At 63.7% G+C, this 16422-nt stretch carries 15 protein-coding genes; 8 read left to right on the forward strand and 7 right to left on the reverse strand.

Features of this window, described 5'->3' with window-relative positions:
* On the forward strand, positions 1-196 hold a 196-nt coding region (locus tag MJD61_00335), incomplete at its 5' end, for a hypothetical protein (GenBank protein MCG8553726.1).
* Here the strand turns inward: MJD61_00335 and MJD61_00340 are convergent.
* A complete protein-coding gene (locus MJD61_00340) occupies positions 187-1863 on the reverse strand; it encodes a hypothetical protein (protein MCG8553727.1) in 1677 nt (558 codons plus the stop codon). The genes MJD61_00335 and MJD61_00340 overlap by 10 nt on opposite strands.
* Positions 1864-1918: 55 nt before the next feature.
* Between MJD61_00340 and MJD61_00345 the strand changes: the two genes are divergently transcribed.
* Positions 1919-4267, forward strand: a complete 2349-nt coding sequence (locus tag MJD61_00345) for a Plug domain-containing protein (GenBank protein MCG8553728.1) — start codon at positions 1919-1921, stop codon at positions 4265-4267.
* A gap of 88 nt (positions 4268-4355) precedes the next feature.
* Here MJD61_00345 and rpsI read toward each other — a convergent pair whose 3' ends face one another.
* Both rpsI and rplM read right to left on the reverse strand, forming a co-directional pair.
* Entirely contained in the window at positions 4356-4760 is a 405-nt protein-coding gene (rpsI, locus tag MJD61_00350; protein MCG8553729.1) for a 30S ribosomal protein S9, read from the reverse strand.
* Between the two features lie 18 nt (positions 4761-4778).
* A complete protein-coding gene (gene rplM / locus MJD61_00355) occupies positions 4779-5267 on the reverse strand; it encodes a 50S ribosomal protein L13 (protein MCG8553730.1) in 489 nt (162 codons plus the stop codon).
* Between the two features lie 224 nt (positions 5268-5491).
* Here rplM and MJD61_00360 point away from each other — a divergent pair, with 224 nt between their 5' ends.
* A complete protein-coding gene (locus MJD61_00360; protein MCG8553731.1) occupies positions 5492-8131 on the forward strand; it encodes a 1-acyl-sn-glycerol-3-phosphate acyltransferase in 2640 nt (879 codons plus the stop codon).
* Positions 8132-8183: 52 nt separating this feature from the next.
* Here MJD61_00360 and rapZ read toward each other — a convergent pair whose 3' ends face one another.
* From rapZ to rpoN, 4 genes are all read right to left on the reverse strand, one after another.
* Positions 8184-9065, reverse strand: a complete 882-nt coding sequence (gene rapZ / locus MJD61_00365) for an RNase adapter RapZ (protein MCG8553732.1) — start codon at positions 9063-9065, stop codon at positions 8184-8186.
* A 232-nt stretch (positions 9066-9297) separates the two neighbouring features.
* The gene (locus MJD61_00370) at positions 9298-9792 is read right to left on the reverse strand and encodes a PTS sugar transporter subunit IIA (GenBank protein MCG8553733.1); all 495 of its coding nucleotides are present in this window, start codon (positions 9790-9792) and stop codon (positions 9298-9300) included.
* 53 nt (positions 9793-9845) lie between these two features.
* The gene (raiA, locus tag MJD61_00375; GenBank protein MCG8553734.1) at positions 9846-10178 is read right to left on the reverse strand and encodes a ribosome-associated translation inhibitor RaiA; all 333 of its coding nucleotides are present in this window, start codon (positions 10176-10178) and stop codon (positions 9846-9848) included.
* Between the two features lie 117 nt (positions 10179-10295).
* The gene (gene rpoN, locus MJD61_00380) at positions 10296-11738 is read right to left on the reverse strand and encodes an RNA polymerase factor sigma-54 (protein MCG8553735.1); all 1443 of its coding nucleotides are present in this window, start codon (positions 11736-11738) and stop codon (positions 10296-10298) included.
* Positions 11739-12097: 359 nt separating this feature from the next.
* On the opposite strand from rpoN, the gene MJD61_00385 reads away from it, so the two are divergent.
* The 5 genes from MJD61_00385 to MJD61_00405 all read left to right on the forward strand — a co-directional run bounded on the left by MJD61_00385 (position 12098) and on the right by MJD61_00405 (position 16234).
* The gene (locus tag MJD61_00385; protein ID MCG8553736.1) at positions 12098-13120 is read left to right on the forward strand and encodes a diguanylate cyclase; all 1023 of its coding nucleotides are present in this window, start codon (positions 12098-12100) and stop codon (positions 13118-13120) included.
* Positions 13121-13744: 624 nt separating this feature from the next.
* The gene (locus tag MJD61_00390) at positions 13745-14017 is read left to right on the forward strand and encodes a DUF3467 domain-containing protein (GenBank protein MCG8553737.1); all 273 of its coding nucleotides are present in this window, start codon (positions 13745-13747) and stop codon (positions 14015-14017) included.
* A gap of 40 nt (positions 14018-14057) precedes the next feature.
* On the forward strand, positions 14058-14498 hold the full coding sequence (locus MJD61_00395) for a GNAT family N-acetyltransferase (protein MCG8553738.1): 441 nt from the start codon (positions 14058-14060) through the stop codon (positions 14496-14498).
* 188 nt (positions 14499-14686) lie between these two features.
* Complete coding sequence (locus MJD61_00400; protein ID MCG8553739.1) at positions 14687-15448, forward strand: PilZ domain-containing protein; 762 nt, start codon at positions 14687-14689, stop codon at positions 15446-15448.
* 18 nt (positions 15449-15466) lie between these two features.
* Complete coding sequence (locus MJD61_00405) at positions 15467-16234, forward strand: TIGR02266 family protein (protein ID MCG8553740.1); 768 nt, start codon at positions 15467-15469, stop codon at positions 16232-16234.
* Positions 16235-16422: the final 188 nt, after the last annotated feature.

The following is a 16422-nucleotide window of genomic DNA, read 5'->3' on the forward strand; positions in this document are numbered from 1 at the left end:
ACTAGTTCCCGTTCAGAATGGCGCCAGAGCGGCTTTCGTCCTCAGACCGAAGCTTGAAATAGCGCTGCTATTCCTTCGCTCCGCTCCTGCGGGCGCGCTGGCTCTGGCATCGATTCTCGACGGAAACTTCGGATCCAAGCCCGCCATAGCCGCTTTCGACCTCGAAACAGCGCGGCTATTCGGCGGCTACAAGTAGCACTCGAGTGGGGTTGCGCAGGGCTTGTGTAGTAGCGCAAACCAAATGCCGTTGCGTTTCGGATCGGTGACCGTGTACAAGAGGCCGCGTTGCGGCGCCGAGACAGGCATGAACTCCGAGACGTGCTCGTCGATGACGAAGTGCTCGTTCGTGTCCTGCAGCCAGACGTTCAACCGCCCATGGTCCGGGCCGCCCGGGGCGTCGTCTTCGAACTGCCACTTGTCCAGGTACGCTACCGCCGGCACCTCGGCGCCCCAAACGTAGCGCATCCCGTTGGCGGGCACGCTGCGCGGCTCGAGCAAGGGTCGCACTCGCCCCTCGTCAAGAGCGCGAGCATCGACTACGGCCACGTCATAGAGCTCCTTGCGTTTCGAGCTGCCGGCGGGAGGCGGGAGTGGCTTCTGAAACCACAGGGCCGCCATCTTGAACGTAGAGGGGATCTTGGTGACGTTCCCTGGCACGTGTCGCGTGCGCGACGGCAACAGCTTGAACGATTCCAGCCCTTCGGCGAGGGTGACGCTGCCTTCCGGGGTGAAGCGTATCAACCTGCCTGCGTACACCTCCTCGCTCTGTTGCGCCACCCTGTCCACGAGCGCAAACAGGGCGCTCTTGGCCGGGTTGCTGAACACATTGCCGAGCGGAGCGTTCCCGCCGATCCGGACCGGTTGGGGCAGCGCGGGGCCGTCCAGCCACAACTCTTGGGATGCCAGCTGGTAGACGATGTTCTGCACCAGGTTCGCATCGAAGAAGTGCCGGTAGCTCCTGATGTTCGCGGCGTACTCCCTGCGACCCTCTGCCAGGTGTTGCACGATCAGCTTGCTCTCCGGCGTGTGCTTGCGGTCCTTGTCGCAGGGGGCGTAGTAGGCAAGCTCGCTGCGCGGTCCCCGGGCCATGAAGCGCATTTCGCAGCCCGTGTCCACGCGCTGTAGCTTGTCCAGCTGCTGGTTCGTGATCTCTGCACGTTCGATCACGTTTCCGTCTTCGTAGGCCACTTCCTTGTTGCGGGCTTCGAGCGCAAAACGCTTGACAGCCTTGCCGGTTCGGATCAGCTCCTTACCGTCGTCATCGCGCAGCACCAGCTCTTGCCCCTCGCCGACCCACAACCCGTGTTTGCTGCGCTGCGAGTCCCAGGTGCCGCTCGCGATGGGGCTCTTCTTGCCCTCGAACGGCTTGACGAATACCAGGTCCCCGTCGACGGTATGCATCGAGAAGGTGAACTCGCTCGCCTTCTGTGTTCCCCAAACATTGAAAGGGGGAGCCACTCTGAGCACGCTGAGATCATCGACCCTGCAATCCGTGTCGGCGAAGCGTAGCGCCGCGTCGGACGCATTCGTTCCCGCCTGGAGCATCATGAGCTTGGCCTGATCCTCGACAAAGAGGGTTCCGTGCCAAAGGGTCTTGCCGACCACGCATTCCGAGAAGGGCTCCGCCTGGATCACCGTGAGCGCCGCGTCGGAGCGTCGTCGCGCCGCGACGTACAGTCCCTTGGTGGTGCTCACACCTACCGACAGGTCGCGGTAGTCGCCCTCGGCAACGCGCACCGTGATCACGTCCGCACGTCCGCTGAGGGCTAACGGGTGTTGGCCGCAGCCAAGCAATGCTAGCGTGATCAGCGCTCCTGCGATGGGCACGTGTTGCGGATGGATCACAGCGGCTACTCGATCCATGTATATACGCGTAGCATCGTGCCCTCCGAGGGCAAGACGCATCGCCTTCGCATCCATGCCATTCGCTAGGTCTCACGTTTCCTGCCCCGGCGCCTTCTCGGCTGTGCTGGTCGTGGTTGTGTGCTGGATGCCTTGCGTGCCGCCCGGGTTGTACGCGCAGGTACGCACCCCACCCAGGGTTATCGAGCTGCGCCCGTTCAGCCTGCCCGAGGGGATGGCCGAGCTGCCTGCCGAGCAGCTTCAGGCCACTATCGTGGTGGACGAGCACGGGGTGGCGTCAATCGAGCAGACCGACGCTCCCGCGCCGATTTCACGGCTGATGGCCGAGGCCCTCAGCCAGGGACGATTCGCCCCGGCGCACGTGGATGGCAAGCCCGTGAAGGCGCGCGTGAAGCTGCGTTTTGGTGTCGCGGGCGCGGCCCCGTCGCCAGCCTCCGTGACCGTACCCAAGCCCGCAGCGCCGCAGCCCCAGCCTGCGCGCGAAGTGCTTGAATCGCCCCAGATCTTCGAGGCTGTGGCACGCCTGCCGCGTTCGCCCCCGACCGTTCGCCGTCTCGAGCTTGTAGAGACGCGGGATCTCCCTGGTGCCTTTGGTGATCCGTTCCGTGTAATCAACAGCCTGCCGGGCGTGGTGCCCATGTTCAGCGGCTTGCCGTTCGTGTACGTCCGTGGGGCGCCTCCGGCGGGCACGGTCTACTACTACGATGAGGTCCAGATCCCGGCCCTGTTTCATCTCGGCGTGGGCCCGTCGGTGATCCATCCACACCTGCTCGGTCCCGTGGACTTCTATCCGGGCGTCCCCCAAGCTCGCTTCGGCCGCCGAACCGGTGGGGTGCTTGCCGGCAGGCTGCCCGAGCCAAGCGGCGATGCAGGCTGGCGCGGGGAGCTCGAGCTCCGGGCCCTTGACGTGAACGGCATGGTCGAAGTTCCACTGCTCGGGGGACGCCTGTTCGCTGCCGGCCGCTACGGCTATCCGGGCCTGCTGCTTTCACTGTTCAGTCCAAACGCATACTTGAGCTACGCGGACTACCAGACGCGCTTGGAGCTACCGTTGAGCCCGAGCGACAAGCTGCTGTTGACTTGGTTTGGGTCCCACGATGCCGTGGGAAGCGGTGGCCCAAACAGCATCCCTTGGCGGGTAGCGCTGCAATTCCACCGTCTCGAAGCGCGCTTGCTTCGGCGCCGGGAGCGCTTCGAATTCGGGGGTGCCTTGCAGTTTGGCTTCGATCACTCGGCGCTCAACGAAGCGGAAGTCAGGGCCGCACGCATCGGCTCGCGCCTGTGGGCTATCTGGCGCCTGGCGGATCGCACGCGCGTGCGGGTGGGAGCCGACATGCTGGCTGCGACCGGTCGCATCCGCGAGGACGAAGGCGAAATCGCGCGCGAGCGGTTCCTCAATCGCGTATTCACGAGCGTGACCGGACGCAACATGGGCGGGAGCTACGTGGAGCTCAACCTGCCCCTTGGACAAACCGTCGAGCTCGACGCCGGCCTACGTGGCGACTTTTGGCTTAGCGGCTCGCAGCTGCAGCGAGCGCTCGAGCCCCGGTTGACGCTCAGCCTGCGGCCCCGGGAGCGTTTCGAGGTGCACGCGGCGGCGGGCCTGGCACACCAACCCGCCGTGTTCCTGATCCCGCTGCCAGGCGTGACGGATGTCGCACTTGACTCGGGTTTACAGCGAGCGGTGCAAGCCGAGCTGGGGGCCCTGCTCGAGCTTGACGAGGAGCTCAGCCTCGAGGTCACCGGCTACCTGAACTCCATGTCCAACGCCATCCTGCCGAGCCTAGTAATCGAGAACGCCGACCGCTGCGATCCCTTTGGCCTGCTGAACCAATACAATACTGTGACCGATGTCGACTTCTGTCAGGAGCGCCAGGGACTGCCGCGAGCGCGTTCCTTGGCCTATGGGGTCGAGCTGTTCTTCAAGCGCCCGAGCCGGCATCGGTTTTCGGGTTGGCTGGCCTACACCTTGGGACGCGCACAGGCCCGCGCCCCGGACGGGTTGCGCTTTACGCCGCAGTTTGACGTGCGTCACGTCTTCAATTGGGTGGTTCGCTATAGGCCGACGCAAGCCATCAGCGTTGGCACGCGCTTGCATGTGCGCTCAGGGCGTATGGCGTCGGCGCTGGTGATTCAGCATAAAGAACCGCGCTTGCGCAAGGAGCAACGCTTGCCTGCGTTTGCTCGTGCCGACGCGCAGATGGACTACCAGTGGCACACGAGCTGGGGGCGGATGCAGCTGTCGTTGGAGTGGTTCAACCTAACCGCCGCAGCCGAACCGATCGGAATCGATTGCAACGATCGCCCAAGGTTGGGTGTGGAGGGTCCAGACGCCCCCCCATGCAGCGTCAACTATGCGCCGAAGCTTCTGGTGCCCAACCTGGGGTTGCGCGGCACCTTCTAGCTCTGGCCCGCCGAGCGTGAGACGCGGCGGACGGCCCCGCTCCGCAAGCCAGGCGACGGGAGCGAGTTTCGGAACGGGGACCAACCAACTAGCGCTTCGAATACTGGAACTTCTTGCGCGCGCCGGGCTGCCCGGGCTTCTTGCGCTCCTTTTTCCGCGAATCGCGCGTGAGGAAGCCTGACTTCTTCAGGGGGCCACGGTGTTCTGGATCGACCCCCAGCAGGGCCCTGGAAATCCCGTTCCGGACCGCTTCGGCCTGGCCACCCAAGCCTCCTCCACGTACCGTGCACACGACGTCAAAGCCGTTGCTCTTGTCTATGCTCTCGAAGGGCTGCACAATGATCATCCGGGATGTCTCGCGCCGGAAGTACTCCTCGACGCTGCGACCATTGACGATGATCTGGCCGCTGCCCGGCCGGAGAAACACCCTCGCGATCGCCGTCTTGCGGCGCCCCGTGCCGTACGCCCTCCCATGGACAGTGCGATGGGTCATACTCAAGGCTCCAGCTAACTACTGGGGGGCCGCGGAGGATTTCCGCGGCGCCACGACTGCAGCCGGCACCGGGCCGGCACTTGGATCGATCGACGTGGGCTGCTGCGCTGCATGTGGATGAAGCGGTCCGGCGTACACCTTTAGCTTGCGGCGCAGCCTTCGGCCGAGACGAGTCTTGGGGAGCATACCACGCACGGCAAGCTCGATGGCCAAGGTAGGCTTGCGCGCCATGAGCCACGCGTAGGGCTCCGACCGGAAGCCACCGGGAATCCCCGAATGCCGCTGGTAGTGCTTTTGCGCCAGCTTGCTGCCGGTGAGTTTCACCTTGTCGGCATTGATGACGACAACGAAGTCTCCCGTATCGACGTGCGGAGTGTAGACGGGCTTGTGCTTGCCGCGAAGCAAGCCGGCCACGATCGAAGCCAGTCGACCCAACGGCCGGCCGGCAGCGTCGATCAACAGCCAGCGCCGCTCTATCTCACGGGGCTTGGCACCATATGTGCCCATGGGATACCTTTCAGCAGCTCCAAAACTCGAAGGCGCACGCGAGCGTGGGGGGCGCGTTATCTAGCGAGCTCCGTGCGGGCTGTCAAGACGGTGGCTTGCCCTGGCGGACCCTCCCCGACCCCTCGCGATGCGGGGGCTGGGAAAGCCCGCCTTCCTGGAGCCCGGCCGGTTGCGATCCGGGCTGCGTGGTTTCGTCTGGTAGGCGTGGTAGATCCCACGGAGGCGTGGAAAGCCCGCTTCACGCTTTGGAGCAGGCCTATCGCGTCGCTGCCGAGCCCGTGCATGACTCAGCACAAAAAGCCCCTGCCAGCGTAACCCCAGGCAAGCCCTACGCACCCAACCCGACGCTGCGCTGGTTTTACGATCGCTTCTTCTCGCACATAGAAGTCGACGAGAGCTGGAGCGCGGCGGTCCGTGACGCCGCCGCGAGAGGCACCGTGGTCTACGTGATGCGGTCCATCTCCTTCCTCGACTTCCTGTGCCTGGACTACCTGGTCAAACAGCTGAACTTGCCGCTCGTACGTTTTGCCAACGACCTGGGTCTGTGGCTTCTGGAACCCTTCGGCAAGGGCCGGCGCCGCTGGCTGCGCCGCCGTCAGATCCCCGAGGATCGCGCACTCAGAGCTACGCTGCTGGATGAGCACAGCGCCTTGATATTCCTGCGCCGACCGCCGGGCTTTGCGCGCAGGCCCCGGCGAGGCGAGCGCCTGGATCTCGACCTGATTCGCGTGCTGGTAGCGACTCAGCGCGCGAGCGACCGACCGATCCTGCTGGTTCCACAGACCTTCGTGTGGCACAAGCTGCCGCGCGGCGGCCCCAATACGCTGCTGGACCTGGTCTTTGGACCGAGCGAGTGGCCGGGCCGGGTCCGCGTGCTGCTGCAATTCCTGCGCAACTACCGGCACGCCCTACTGCGCTCAGGCGAGGCGTTCGACTTGCGAGACTTCCTGAGCAGCCATCATGAGCTGTCTGACCAGCAAGCCGCGGACAAGATCCGCTGGGCAATGCTGCGGCGCATCGAACGAGAACGAACCATCGTGCTTGGCCCGCGCAAGAAGACCCCGGAACGGCTACGCGAGGAACTGTTGCGCAGCCCCCGCCTGCGAGGTCAGCTTGCGGCGGTTTCACGCGCGAACCCGCCTTCGCAAGGGACCATGGCGGAAGCAGAGAAGATCCTGCGCAAGCTGGCTGCGGCTCCCGATCCGCTGGTGCTCGCGCTATGGCACCGAGCACTGGACTACGTTTGGAACCGCCTGTACCACGGCATGGAGATAGACAGGGACGGGCTACGCAGAATCCGGGAAGCTTCTCGGCACGGAACCCTCATTCTGCTGCCGACACACAAGAGTCACGTCGACTACCTCGTGCTCAGCGATCTGTTCTACAGCAACGATCTGTGGCCGCCACTGGTTGCCGCAGGGGACAACCTCGGCTTCTGGCCACTGGGCGTGGTCCTGCGCAGGGCTGGCGCTTTCTTCATCCGGCGCTCGATCAAAGGTCAGAGGCTCTACAGCATCGTGCTCGAGTCCTACGTCCGAAAGCTCCTCCAGGAAGGCTTCACGATCGAGCTGTTCATGGAAGGGGGGCGCTCGCGCACCGGACAAATGCTGCCACCGAAACTGGGACTCGTCTCGATGATCGTGGACGCCGCACTGGGACTTCGAGCGCGACGCGTGTTCTTCGTGCCGATCTCGATCGGCTACGAGAGTGTGATCGAGGAGCGAGCCTATCTGGATGAGCTGAGCGGGAAGGAGAAAGTGCGCGAGAACCTCGCAGGTTTGGTGCGCTCGTCGCGCCTGCTGCGATCCGACTACGGACGGCTCTACGTTCAGTTCGGCGAGATAGTGGAGCTCGCAGACAGCGTCCGAGCCGTCGCGGGATTACCGGCCGGCGCTGCTGCCCCCACCAGCCTGTCACCGAAACAGCGACGGACGCTCGTGCAGAGCATCACGCACCGGGCAATGCACGAGATTCAGCGTGTGACCGTGGTCACTCCCGCATCGCTCGTTGCCGCGGCACTGCTGTCTCACAGGCGACGTGCCATGGCGCACCGAGAGCTCGTGTTCACCGCTTCACGTCTACTGCAGTCCGCCCAACGCTTCGGCGCCCGCATGACCGATCCGGTGACCAATGCCGACGGGAACCTGAATCAACGGGCCGTGGAGGAGGCAGTCAGCCTGTTTACGCGCCGCAGGCTGCTCGTGCGAGCTGGCCTGGGTCAAGCTGCACGCTACCGCGTTCCGGACGACAAGCGCATCGTGCTCGAGTACTACAAAAACAACATCCTGCATTTCTATACGGCCAATGCATTGCTGGCTACGGCCATGCGGGCCGCGCGCGCCGAGCCGGTGCAAGAGGCAACACTCGAACGTCGGTTCCTTCTCCTATGCGACATTTTCCGCTACGAGTCCGTCGCGCCACCCGACCAGGCGCCCTCCGAGCGCTTCCGAGTGACACTCGACCAGACGCTGGCTAGAGGCGAGGCAGAGCGTCAGGGACAGCTGCTAAGGCCCGGAGCCGGTCAAGCAGGAGCGGCCCTGGAGCTGCACGCGGAACTGCTCCGCAGCTACCTCGAGAGCTACCGGCTTACACTGCAGGCATGCAGGCTGTTGCTTGAGGGGGACATGACGAAAAAGGAATGGCTGCGCCGCACGCTTGCACTCGGTGAGAAGAGCCATCTTGCCGGAGAGCTGGAATGCCGCGAAGCGCTGTCGCGAATCAAGTTGGACAACGCGCTCAAGGCGCTCCACGATCAGGGAGTGTTGCGCATGAGGAGCGGCGGTGTGCTCCAATTGGCACTCGGTTCGAATGCAGCCGATGACCTGCAACAACACGAAGACGCCGTGGCACGGTTCCTGGTTTGACGCAGGGCCGGGCCGAGGACGTAAACCGCTATGGCGCCATTCTGGACAGAAACTAGCGGCCCGATCGGTCCACATCGCGATGAGCCACGCTAACCTCCCGCGCATCGCCGAGGCGCCGAGCGAGCTCTTCCGCAAAGGCGACAGACCGGTGACGGCCGCCCGTGCAGCCCAGGGCGACCGTCAGGTACGCTTTGCCCTCGCGCTCGTAGCGAGGCAACGTCTTTGTTAGCAGGCCCGCTACACCTGCGAGCAGCTCCGCGGTCTCCGGCGCGCCGAGCACGAAGCGGGCGGTGGCCTCGTCGCTTCCACTCGTGTCTCGCAGCTCGGGGACGAAGTAGGGATTGGGCAGGTGGCGCAGATCGAACACCACGTCGGCATCTACCGGCAGGCCGTAGCGATAGCCGAACGACACGATGCGCACCAGCATGCGACAGCGCTGCTGACCCCGCGCCACATGATCCACCAAATGGCGTCTGAGATCGTGCACCGACATACGACTCGTGTCGAGCACCTGACGCGACTGCGCGCGCAGCGACGCCAATCGCTCGCGCTCGTCGCGAATCGCACCGAGCAGATCGCCCTTCTTTGCCAAGGGATGGGTCCGCCGAGTCTCGCTAAAACGTTGCACCAAGGTCCCCTCGCTGCACTCGAGGAAGAGGACTTCCACGTCGTGACCCCCCTGTTTCAGAGCGCTCAGCGCTCCCTCGGTATCGCGCCAAAACGCCCCGGTTCGCACGTCGATACCCAGGCAGACACGCCCGAAGCTCGGCTCCGATGCGAGCATGTTCACCAGCTGGGGGACCAGGGCAGGGGGGATATTGTCGACGCAGAAGTAGCCCAGGTCCTCCATCAGCCGCAGCGCGGTGCTGCGTCCTGCCCCGGACAGGCCCGTGACCACAAAAAGGTGCAGCTTGGAGAGGGAACTAGCCCGCATCGGTCACTAGCCTCGAGTTCAGCACTTTCGGCGGCTGCAATCCCCCGGAAAACCGCCATTTCGGCGTTGCTCCTCCTCCCAATGACACCACCATTAGTCGTCGTCGCGCCTTGAACTGCCAGTTTTCGCGGGGATTTCGCTTCACCAAGAGTGCTGAGCTCGAGACTAGCCTCGACCAGCGAAAGCGCCGGAATCGATGCAAAAGATCGGCCTTCCTCACCGAAAGCGTGGATCACCCCGCTCGCGACGGCGGCGGCGGGATGCTCACGAAACGTTGTTCCTGCCGCGTCAGGAGCGCGAACGCCATGCTGCAGCTGCCGGCGTTCAACAGCCGCGCGCGCAGATCCGCGTCCCGCAGCACACGGGAGACGTGGGCCAGCGATTTGAGCAACAGGGGTGCCTTGTCTTCAGCCGCAACCACAGCCACGAGGATCCGTACAGGCGAGCCGTCGATCGAATCGAAGGGCACGCCGGGCCTGCAGATCCCGACCGCCGCCCGAACCTGCGAGATTCGATCGTGGCGGCCGTGCGGGATCGCCACACCGTCGCCCACACCCGTGCTTGCAAGCACTTCGCGTTCAAACAACACCTGAAAGATGGTCTGCTCGTCGCAACCGCAGCCTCCCAAGGCAAGCAACGCCGCAAGGTCACGGAGCACGCCCTGCTTATCCGAGGCCCGCAAGTTTAGATCGACCCGCTCGGGGGCTAGGATTCTCGACAACCGCATGCTTGATGGCGTTCTTCTTGACCGTCAGGGTTGTTCACGGCGGACAGCCATACCTACTTGACCCCTTTGACCGCCGGCATGGTCTGCGAAGAGCGTTTGCGCTGCTGGGCCAATACCCCTTTGGCTCGTTCCATCTGACGGCGCAGCTTGTCGGTCACGACATCGATCGAAGCATACATGTCCTCGGACTCCTCGCGTCCGATATACCCCCGCCCGTCCGAGCTGATCGTCACGTCGATGCAATGTAGACGGCGTTCCACTGACAGCGTCACGTCGGCGTCGAGCGGCGCGTGAAGGTAGCGCTGCAGCTTCTCGATCTTCTCGCTGGCGTAGCTCTTCAGCGCGGCCGACGGCTCCAGATTTCGAAATGTGAACGCAATCCTCATCTACGTCTCCCATCTCGGGCGCGAGGCCCGTTGTCGCCCTGCAGCGCTAGAGCGCCGATCCGTTTGAATACGTCGAGGAACCCGAGCATTGCATAGGAATTCAAACCGATCGGCGCCCTAGAAATACTTCTTTCGCTTCGATGAGCTGAGGATGCCAAGCACTTCTCGGTACTTCGCGACCGTCCGCCGTGCGATCTTGATGCCGTCCCGAGCCAACAGCTCCACAACTTTCTGATCGCTGTGGGGCCGTCGGGAATCCTCCAATTCCACGATTTTCTTGATGGCCTGCTTGACACTCTCCGAGGCAATGTCCGCGTCGTTATCTCTCTTGATACGGCTGTTGAAGAAGAACTTCAGCTCGAACAGTCCCTGCGGCGTGCTCACATACTTGTTGCTCGTCACGCGGGAGATCGTGCTCTCGTGCATGCCGAGGGTCTCCGCCACGTCGCGAAGAATCATGGGTCGGAGATGCTCGATACCACGTTCAAAAAAGGCGCGCTGTTTTTCTACAATGCACTCGGTAACCCGCTCGATGGTCTTGCGACGCTGGTCGATGCTCCGGATCAACCACTGTGCACTCCGAAGCTTGTTCTGGATGTACTCCTTCGCCTCCGGGTCCCCATGCATCGCCGCCCGGTAGAAGCCGCTGATCTTGAGCCGCGGCATCCCGTCGTCGTTCGCAACGACATGGTACTCGTTGCCTACCTTATGAACGTGCACATCTGGAACAATGTAGCGCGGCTCTTCGGACGAGTAGTTGCGGGCTGGCCTCGGCTCCAGCTCCGCGATGACCTGTGCGATGTCGTAGACCTCCTCGAGAGCAATGTCCAGTCGCCTGGCCACGGCCGCGTAGTTGCGCCGCTCCAGGTCGCCCAGGTGTTCGTCGATCACCCGCCGGACCAGCTCATCCATGCCGAAGTGCTCCGCCTGCACCCTAAGGCATTCGGCCAGATCACGCGCAGCCACACCGATAGGATCGAAACGCTGAATGAGCCTGAGCACCTCTTCGGCGTCCTCGGGGTCGAGGCCAGCCTCAGCGGCGAGCTTCGGCACGACTTCGCCCGGAGCGATGCCCTCCAACCGCAGATAGCCATCCGGATCCAAGTTGCCGATCACCAACGTGGCGAAGCGTCTCTCGTCCTCCACGAAATCGCTGAGCCGCACCTGCCAACCCAGGTGCTCGCTCAGATTCTCCGAAACCGATAGCGTGGCCTCGTAGTTGGGGTGCTGGTCGCCATCGCTCTTGCGCACGCTGGGCATCGGACCCATCAGCGAGTTGTTTTCCAGGTAGCGTTCCCAATCGAACTCTTCCGCCTTCTTATCGGAAGTCGTCTGAACGGCTTCCTCGGCCGGGGGCGAGGCCCCATCCGCTGCACGCTCCCCGCGCTCGCCATCCGATCCCTCGCCGGCCTTGGTTTCCTCGGGCTCGTCCTGGTGGTCCTCCAGAACTGGATTCTCGAGCAACTCGCCGCGCACCATGTCCACGAGCTCCATGCGCGACATCTGCAACAGCTTGATCGCCTGTTGCAGCTGGGGCGTCATCACCAGCTGCTGCGACATTCTGAGCTGTTGCTTCAGCTCCACGATGGGTCCCTGAACGACCGTGCCGGCATATTACAGTAGTATAGGCACAGGTAGACCCTGGGGAAAGCAAAACCCTTGCCAGGGTGACGGACGATCCGGCCAAGAAGGCAGCTCGGCGCCGCCCGCTCCGTGCTGTGCGCCCGCCAAATGCCCGCCATCTACAGGGCCTTGCAACAGAATCACCCTCACACCCCCAAGAGCATCCGCACTTCCGCCGAATAGAGCAAGGAGGACAGTGCGGGATACTCTGCGCTTCCTCGACCGGAGCTAGGCCCCATGGTCATCAACCCAAACACGGCCTGCGCAGATGTGGACAGGGGTGCGATGGAGGTCGAATGGTTCCCGGTCTAGGTGACCGCCTTGATGCCTCGACGCAACCCCCCAGCGTGCTCGTGGTCGACGACGAAGCCGACACCAGAGAGCGCGTCTCGGAGCTGCTGCGGCGGCACGGCCTCATTACGCACCAGGCCGCATCCGCACAGGATGCGCTGCGCGCTATTCGCCAGCAGACCATCGACGTCGTGCTTGTCGACCTGGTCGTGCAGGATACGGGCGGACTCGAGTGCTGCCGACTCATCAAGGGCGCGGTTGATAGGAAGAGTTTTCTTCCAGTCATCTTGGTGACAACCAAGGCGGGCGCGGACAGCCGGGGGGCGGACATGCGATTCGGTGCCGACGATTACCTGTCCAAGCCGTTCGACGAGCGTGAGCTGCTCGCCCGCATCAGCAACCTTGTAAGCCTGAAGCAGATGCACGATCACCTGAACAACGCCAGGCAACGCCTGGAGAAGCTCGCCATCGAGGACGAGCTCACTGGGCTTCACAACTACCGTTATCTGCGGTCGCGCTTGACCGAGGAGTTCAAGCGTGCCGCACGCTACGGAGAACCGCTAGCCTGCGTGATGATTGACATCGATCATTTCAAGCGAGTCAACGATGCGTTCGGTCACGAGGGAGGGGACGCTACCTTGCGAGAAACGGCACGACGCCTGGAGGCGGTCGTACGGGAAATCGATGCGGTGACGCGCTATGGAGGAGAGGAGTTCCTGCTGCTGCTGCCCAGCACGAATTTCTCAGGTGCCTTGGCAGTCGCCGAGCGAGTGCGTACCAGCGTGCGGGACACTCCCGTCACGATCAGCGAGGAATACACAACGCGGGTCACGGTCTCCATCGGCGCCGCCGTCTATCCCAACCGGGACATTCACACCGAGGACGAGCTCGTCAAAGCGGCCGACGCGGCACTCTACGAGGCCAAGAGGCGCGGCCGCGACTGCGTCTGCCTGCATCACCATCAGGGCTACCTGTATTCGCCAGACCAGCCCGACCCACTCCCAGACGCACGCCGCCCACAACCATGATAGGCAGCGCGAGCAGCACGACGTAGCTGCCTACTTCGACCTGCACGCTGACCTCCTGTCCCAGCTGCAGGGACAAGAAGTCAGCGGCGTCGCGGGCGCCGATCAGCGTCATGACGAGCGCCACGCTTGGCATGAGCGCTACGATCGGAACGGCGAGTCGGGCACCTCGCATCGCGGTCAGGGTGCGGCGTCTGAAGAGCGTCATCAACGTGAACACGCACGCGAGTGGAACAATCCACAGCCTGCCGGCTCGGTTCAGCGCAAGCTCCAGCATCGTGGATGTGGCTTCCCTTGCCCCGCGCAGGGAAACACAGGGGAGGAAGAACGCCACCACGGTGGCGAGCGAGCCAACGGCCACCGGTCCTCTGCCATAACGAGCCTCCCATGGGCCGACCGGGCGATCGGCCGAGCCGTCGTGCGCTTCGGGTGGCAGGCGCTGCCAGGGCACGAGCGGCAGCTCGTGGTCGGGGCACTCGTGCTCGTCTTCGAAGCCCTCCCGGCAAAAAGGACAAAAAAGCACAGGGGCATTCATCCAAGCGAGCTCCGCGCAGAAACTGGTGTAGATTCGCAGGCCATCCGACCACGTCAAGCCAACGGAACAAATATTCAGTTCATGGAGTTTCGATGGAGAAGCCACCGAACCAAGACCACTCGCTTACCATCAAGGCGGACGACGAGACCGCCAAGGGGCGCTTTGCCAACCTCGCGCAGGTGGGAAGCACCCAAGACGCGTTCGTGCTCGACTTCGCCTTTGTGCATGGCAACCTGGGCTGGCTGCTTTCGCGCGTGCTGCTGTCGCCGCAGCACGCGAAACGCTTCAACGCGGTGCTGACGGACACCGTCGCAAAGTACGAGGCGCGCTTCGGCACCATCGATATGGGGCCCACGTTGCAGTAGGCAATGCTATGGTGGCAGACTCGGACAAGGCGCCGGGTCCATGAAGACGCGCGGCATTACCAAGACAGACTTCGACCGTATCGTGGCGGTGTTCGACAGCTGGATGGGCGCACCGGCAAGCGACCGACCCCATCCGGTCTACTTCTACGAGCTCGGAGACCATGCCCTGGTGGTCGAGGACGACGAGCAGCAGATGCGGGCTTTCTTGCTTGGGTTTATCGCGCCCACCTCACCGCCAACCGGCTACATTCACCTCGTGGGCATACATCCGGACTACCGCCGGCGTGGAATCGGCAAGGAGCTCTATTCCCAGTTTGCTCGACGCTGCCAGGCGGCCGGCGCCAGTCGCCTGAAAGCCATCGCCACGGTGCGTCACGAGCAAGCCGCCCGCTTTCACGGCTCCCTCGGCTTCGAGGTCCGGGAAGAACCCGACTACGCGGGCCAGGGCTGCGCCCGCCTCCTGTTCACAAAGGCGCTTTAGGAGACGCTGAACAATACCGGGCCACTTGGCGTTGGTGCGTCGAAATCTGGACGCGACCTCAGCCATCGAACATGGTCGTGCTGGCAGGAAGTCGCGGCCAACGGTATGATCGTTTGGCCCGCGGCGTTCGGCCAGCTCAGGCGATTCGGCTGCGGACTTCGCGTAAGGGCCCCACAAAGAGGGTTAGGATGGGTTACTCGGGTGCCGCCCAAGCGGCCCAATGCAGGAAGTTGCTAGGTGGAGCACTGGAGGCGCTGCAGACCGATCCACGCATCCCGGAGGACGTCAAGAATGTTGCTGAGAGCATCGCCAGGGCGATCTCGGCGCTGTTCGAGGCCGAGCACGCCAGCAGCGAGCCCGACGGCAAGGCCAGCCTGAAGCACGCGTTGAGCTCGCTGAGCCAATCGCTTGCCTTGCTGCAGGATGTGCGGAGCGGTCATACGGCCGTGGCGGCGACGACCAAGGCCTTGGCCAAGGCGATGTCCGAGCTCTACCCGCTGAGCAACGTGCCCACGATGCGACCCTCGAGACCCGGATCGAGTCCTGGCAGCGCGCAAGCGATCATCCCGGGGGCGGCGCCGCTGCCGCGCATGCGACCGGCCGCGGCACCGGAACCCCGGGGGCCGCGGGAGAACGTGGAGGCCAATGTGGGGGCCACGACCGAATCCAACTTCTTCGTGGGCTTCTCGGGTGAAATCGCCGACGGAGGCATTTTCGTGGCCACCTACAACACGCTGGCCAAGAACTCCCTGGTCAAGGTGCTGATCACCCTGCCAGGAGGCTTTGAGACCCACGTGGATGGGGTGGTTCGTTTCGTGCGCGACCCGATGGACTTCACGGTCGACTCCGAGCCCGGCATAGGGATTCAGTTCCAGCGCCTGGACGCGGATGCACGCGAGCTCATCATGCGCTTCATACGCAAGCGCCCGCCGTTGTTCTACGACGACTAGTGTCCGTCCACGATCACCATGCAGGCAATTGATTGGCCACCCGATGCGCTTCGCAACCGCAAGGCGGGCGAACAGGTGCGGCGGGCGCTGGAGTTGCTCGAGCTCGGGCACTCGGCGCTGCAGGAGGAGCCAGCGCTCGGGGGCACCGCGAGCCAGGTGGCTGAGCACGCCAGGAGCGCTCGCAAGGGGCTGGTGCAGTACCTGCAAGGTCGGCCCGCTGCCGGTACCGGTATCCTGGCTGCCAATCAGGATCTTGACAGGGCACTGGCACTTGTGACTGATCGTAGTCGGCTTTCCGCGCGCCAGTCACAGGCACTGGAAGCCGTTGCCCGCGCGCAGGCGCTGCTTTATCCCGTTGCTCTGGCGCACAATCCCCAAGGCTCCAAGCCACCCAGGGTGCTTCCACGACGCAAACCCAGCCGATCGCCTCCCATGCCAGACCACAATCGCCGCAAGTCTCCCCGCGTCGAGCTGAACACTCAGGTTACCCTGGAGGGCCCCTCGAATTTCTACACGGGGTTCGCCGAGGATCTCTCAGACGGCGGTCTTTTCGTGGCCACCTACGACCTGCAGCCGATCGGGACCAAGATTGAGCTCAGCTTCACGCTGCCGAGCGGGCATGTAGTCAACGTGGAAGGCAGTGTACGATGGCTGCGCGACCCCATGGACGACAACCTGGATGCGCCCCCGGGCATGGGCATCATGTTCAGCGAGCTCGCTCCCGAGGACGCCAAAGCGATCCAGGCGTTCATCGAGGGGCGCGCGCCCCTATTCTACGACGATTAGGACCCGCCACACCATAACCTGTGCAGATCGCAGAGGACCGGGCGTTGCTGGCAAGGCGCGACAACGAGGAATACTGCGGGTATTTCGAGGAGGAGCAACACAGCCGGCGGCGTTTGTTAGTACCAGTACCAGCCCTCATAGGTTCAAAAGCTGGTTCATGGAAGCCTCGTCTGCCGGCGTGAATGCGA

The sequence above is a fragment of the Pseudomonadota bacterium genome (assembly GCA_022361155.1).
Taxonomy (GTDB): domain Bacteria; phylum Myxococcota_A; class Polyangia; order Polyangiales; family JAKSBK01; genus JAKSBK01.

Bases quoted from the DNA above. Each gene is read 5' to 3' on its own strand.
- MJD61_00340 (MCG8553727.1), bottom strand. From the start codon at position 1,863: ATGGATCGAGTAGCCGCTGTGATCCATCCGCAACACGTGCCCATCGCA.
- MJD61_00345 (MCG8553728.1), top strand. From the start codon at position 1,919: ATGCCATTCGCTAGGTCTCACGTTTCCTGCCCCGGCGCCTTCTCGGCT.
- rpsI (MCG8553729.1), bottom strand. From the start codon at position 4,760: ATGACCCATCGCACTGTCCATGGGAGGGCGTACGGCACGGGGCGCCGC.
- rplM (MCG8553730.1), bottom strand. From the start codon at position 5,267: ATGGGCACATATGGTGCCAAGCCCCGTGAGATAGAGCGGCGCTGGCTG.
- rapZ (MCG8553732.1), bottom strand. From the start codon at position 9,065: ATGCGGGCTAGTTCCCTCTCCAAGCTGCACCTTTTTGTGGTCACGGGC.
- MJD61_00370 (MCG8553733.1), bottom strand. From the start codon at position 9,792: ATGCGGTTGTCGAGAATCCTAGCCCCCGAGCGGGTCGATCTAAACTTG.
- raiA (MCG8553734.1), bottom strand. From the start codon at position 10,178: ATGAGGATTGCGTTCACATTTCGAAATCTGGAGCCGTCGGCCGCGCTG.
- rpoN (MCG8553735.1), bottom strand. From the start codon at position 11,738: ATGTCGCAGCAGCTGGTGATGACGCCCCAGCTGCAACAGGCGATCAAG.
- MJD61_00385 (MCG8553736.1), top strand. From the start codon at position 12,098: ATGGTTCCCGGTCTAGGTGACCGCCTTGATGCCTCGACGCAACCCCCC.
- MJD61_00390 (MCG8553737.1), top strand. From the start codon at position 13,745: ATGGAGAAGCCACCGAACCAAGACCACTCGCTTACCATCAAGGCGGAC.
- MJD61_00395 (MCG8553738.1), top strand. From the start codon at position 14,058: ATGAAGACGCGCGGCATTACCAAGACAGACTTCGACCGTATCGTGGCG.
- MJD61_00400 (MCG8553739.1), top strand. From the start codon at position 14,687: ATGGGTTACTCGGGTGCCGCCCAAGCGGCCCAATGCAGGAAGTTGCTA.
- MJD61_00405 (MCG8553740.1), top strand. From the start codon at position 15,467: ATGCAGGCAATTGATTGGCCACCCGATGCGCTTCGCAACCGCAAGGCG.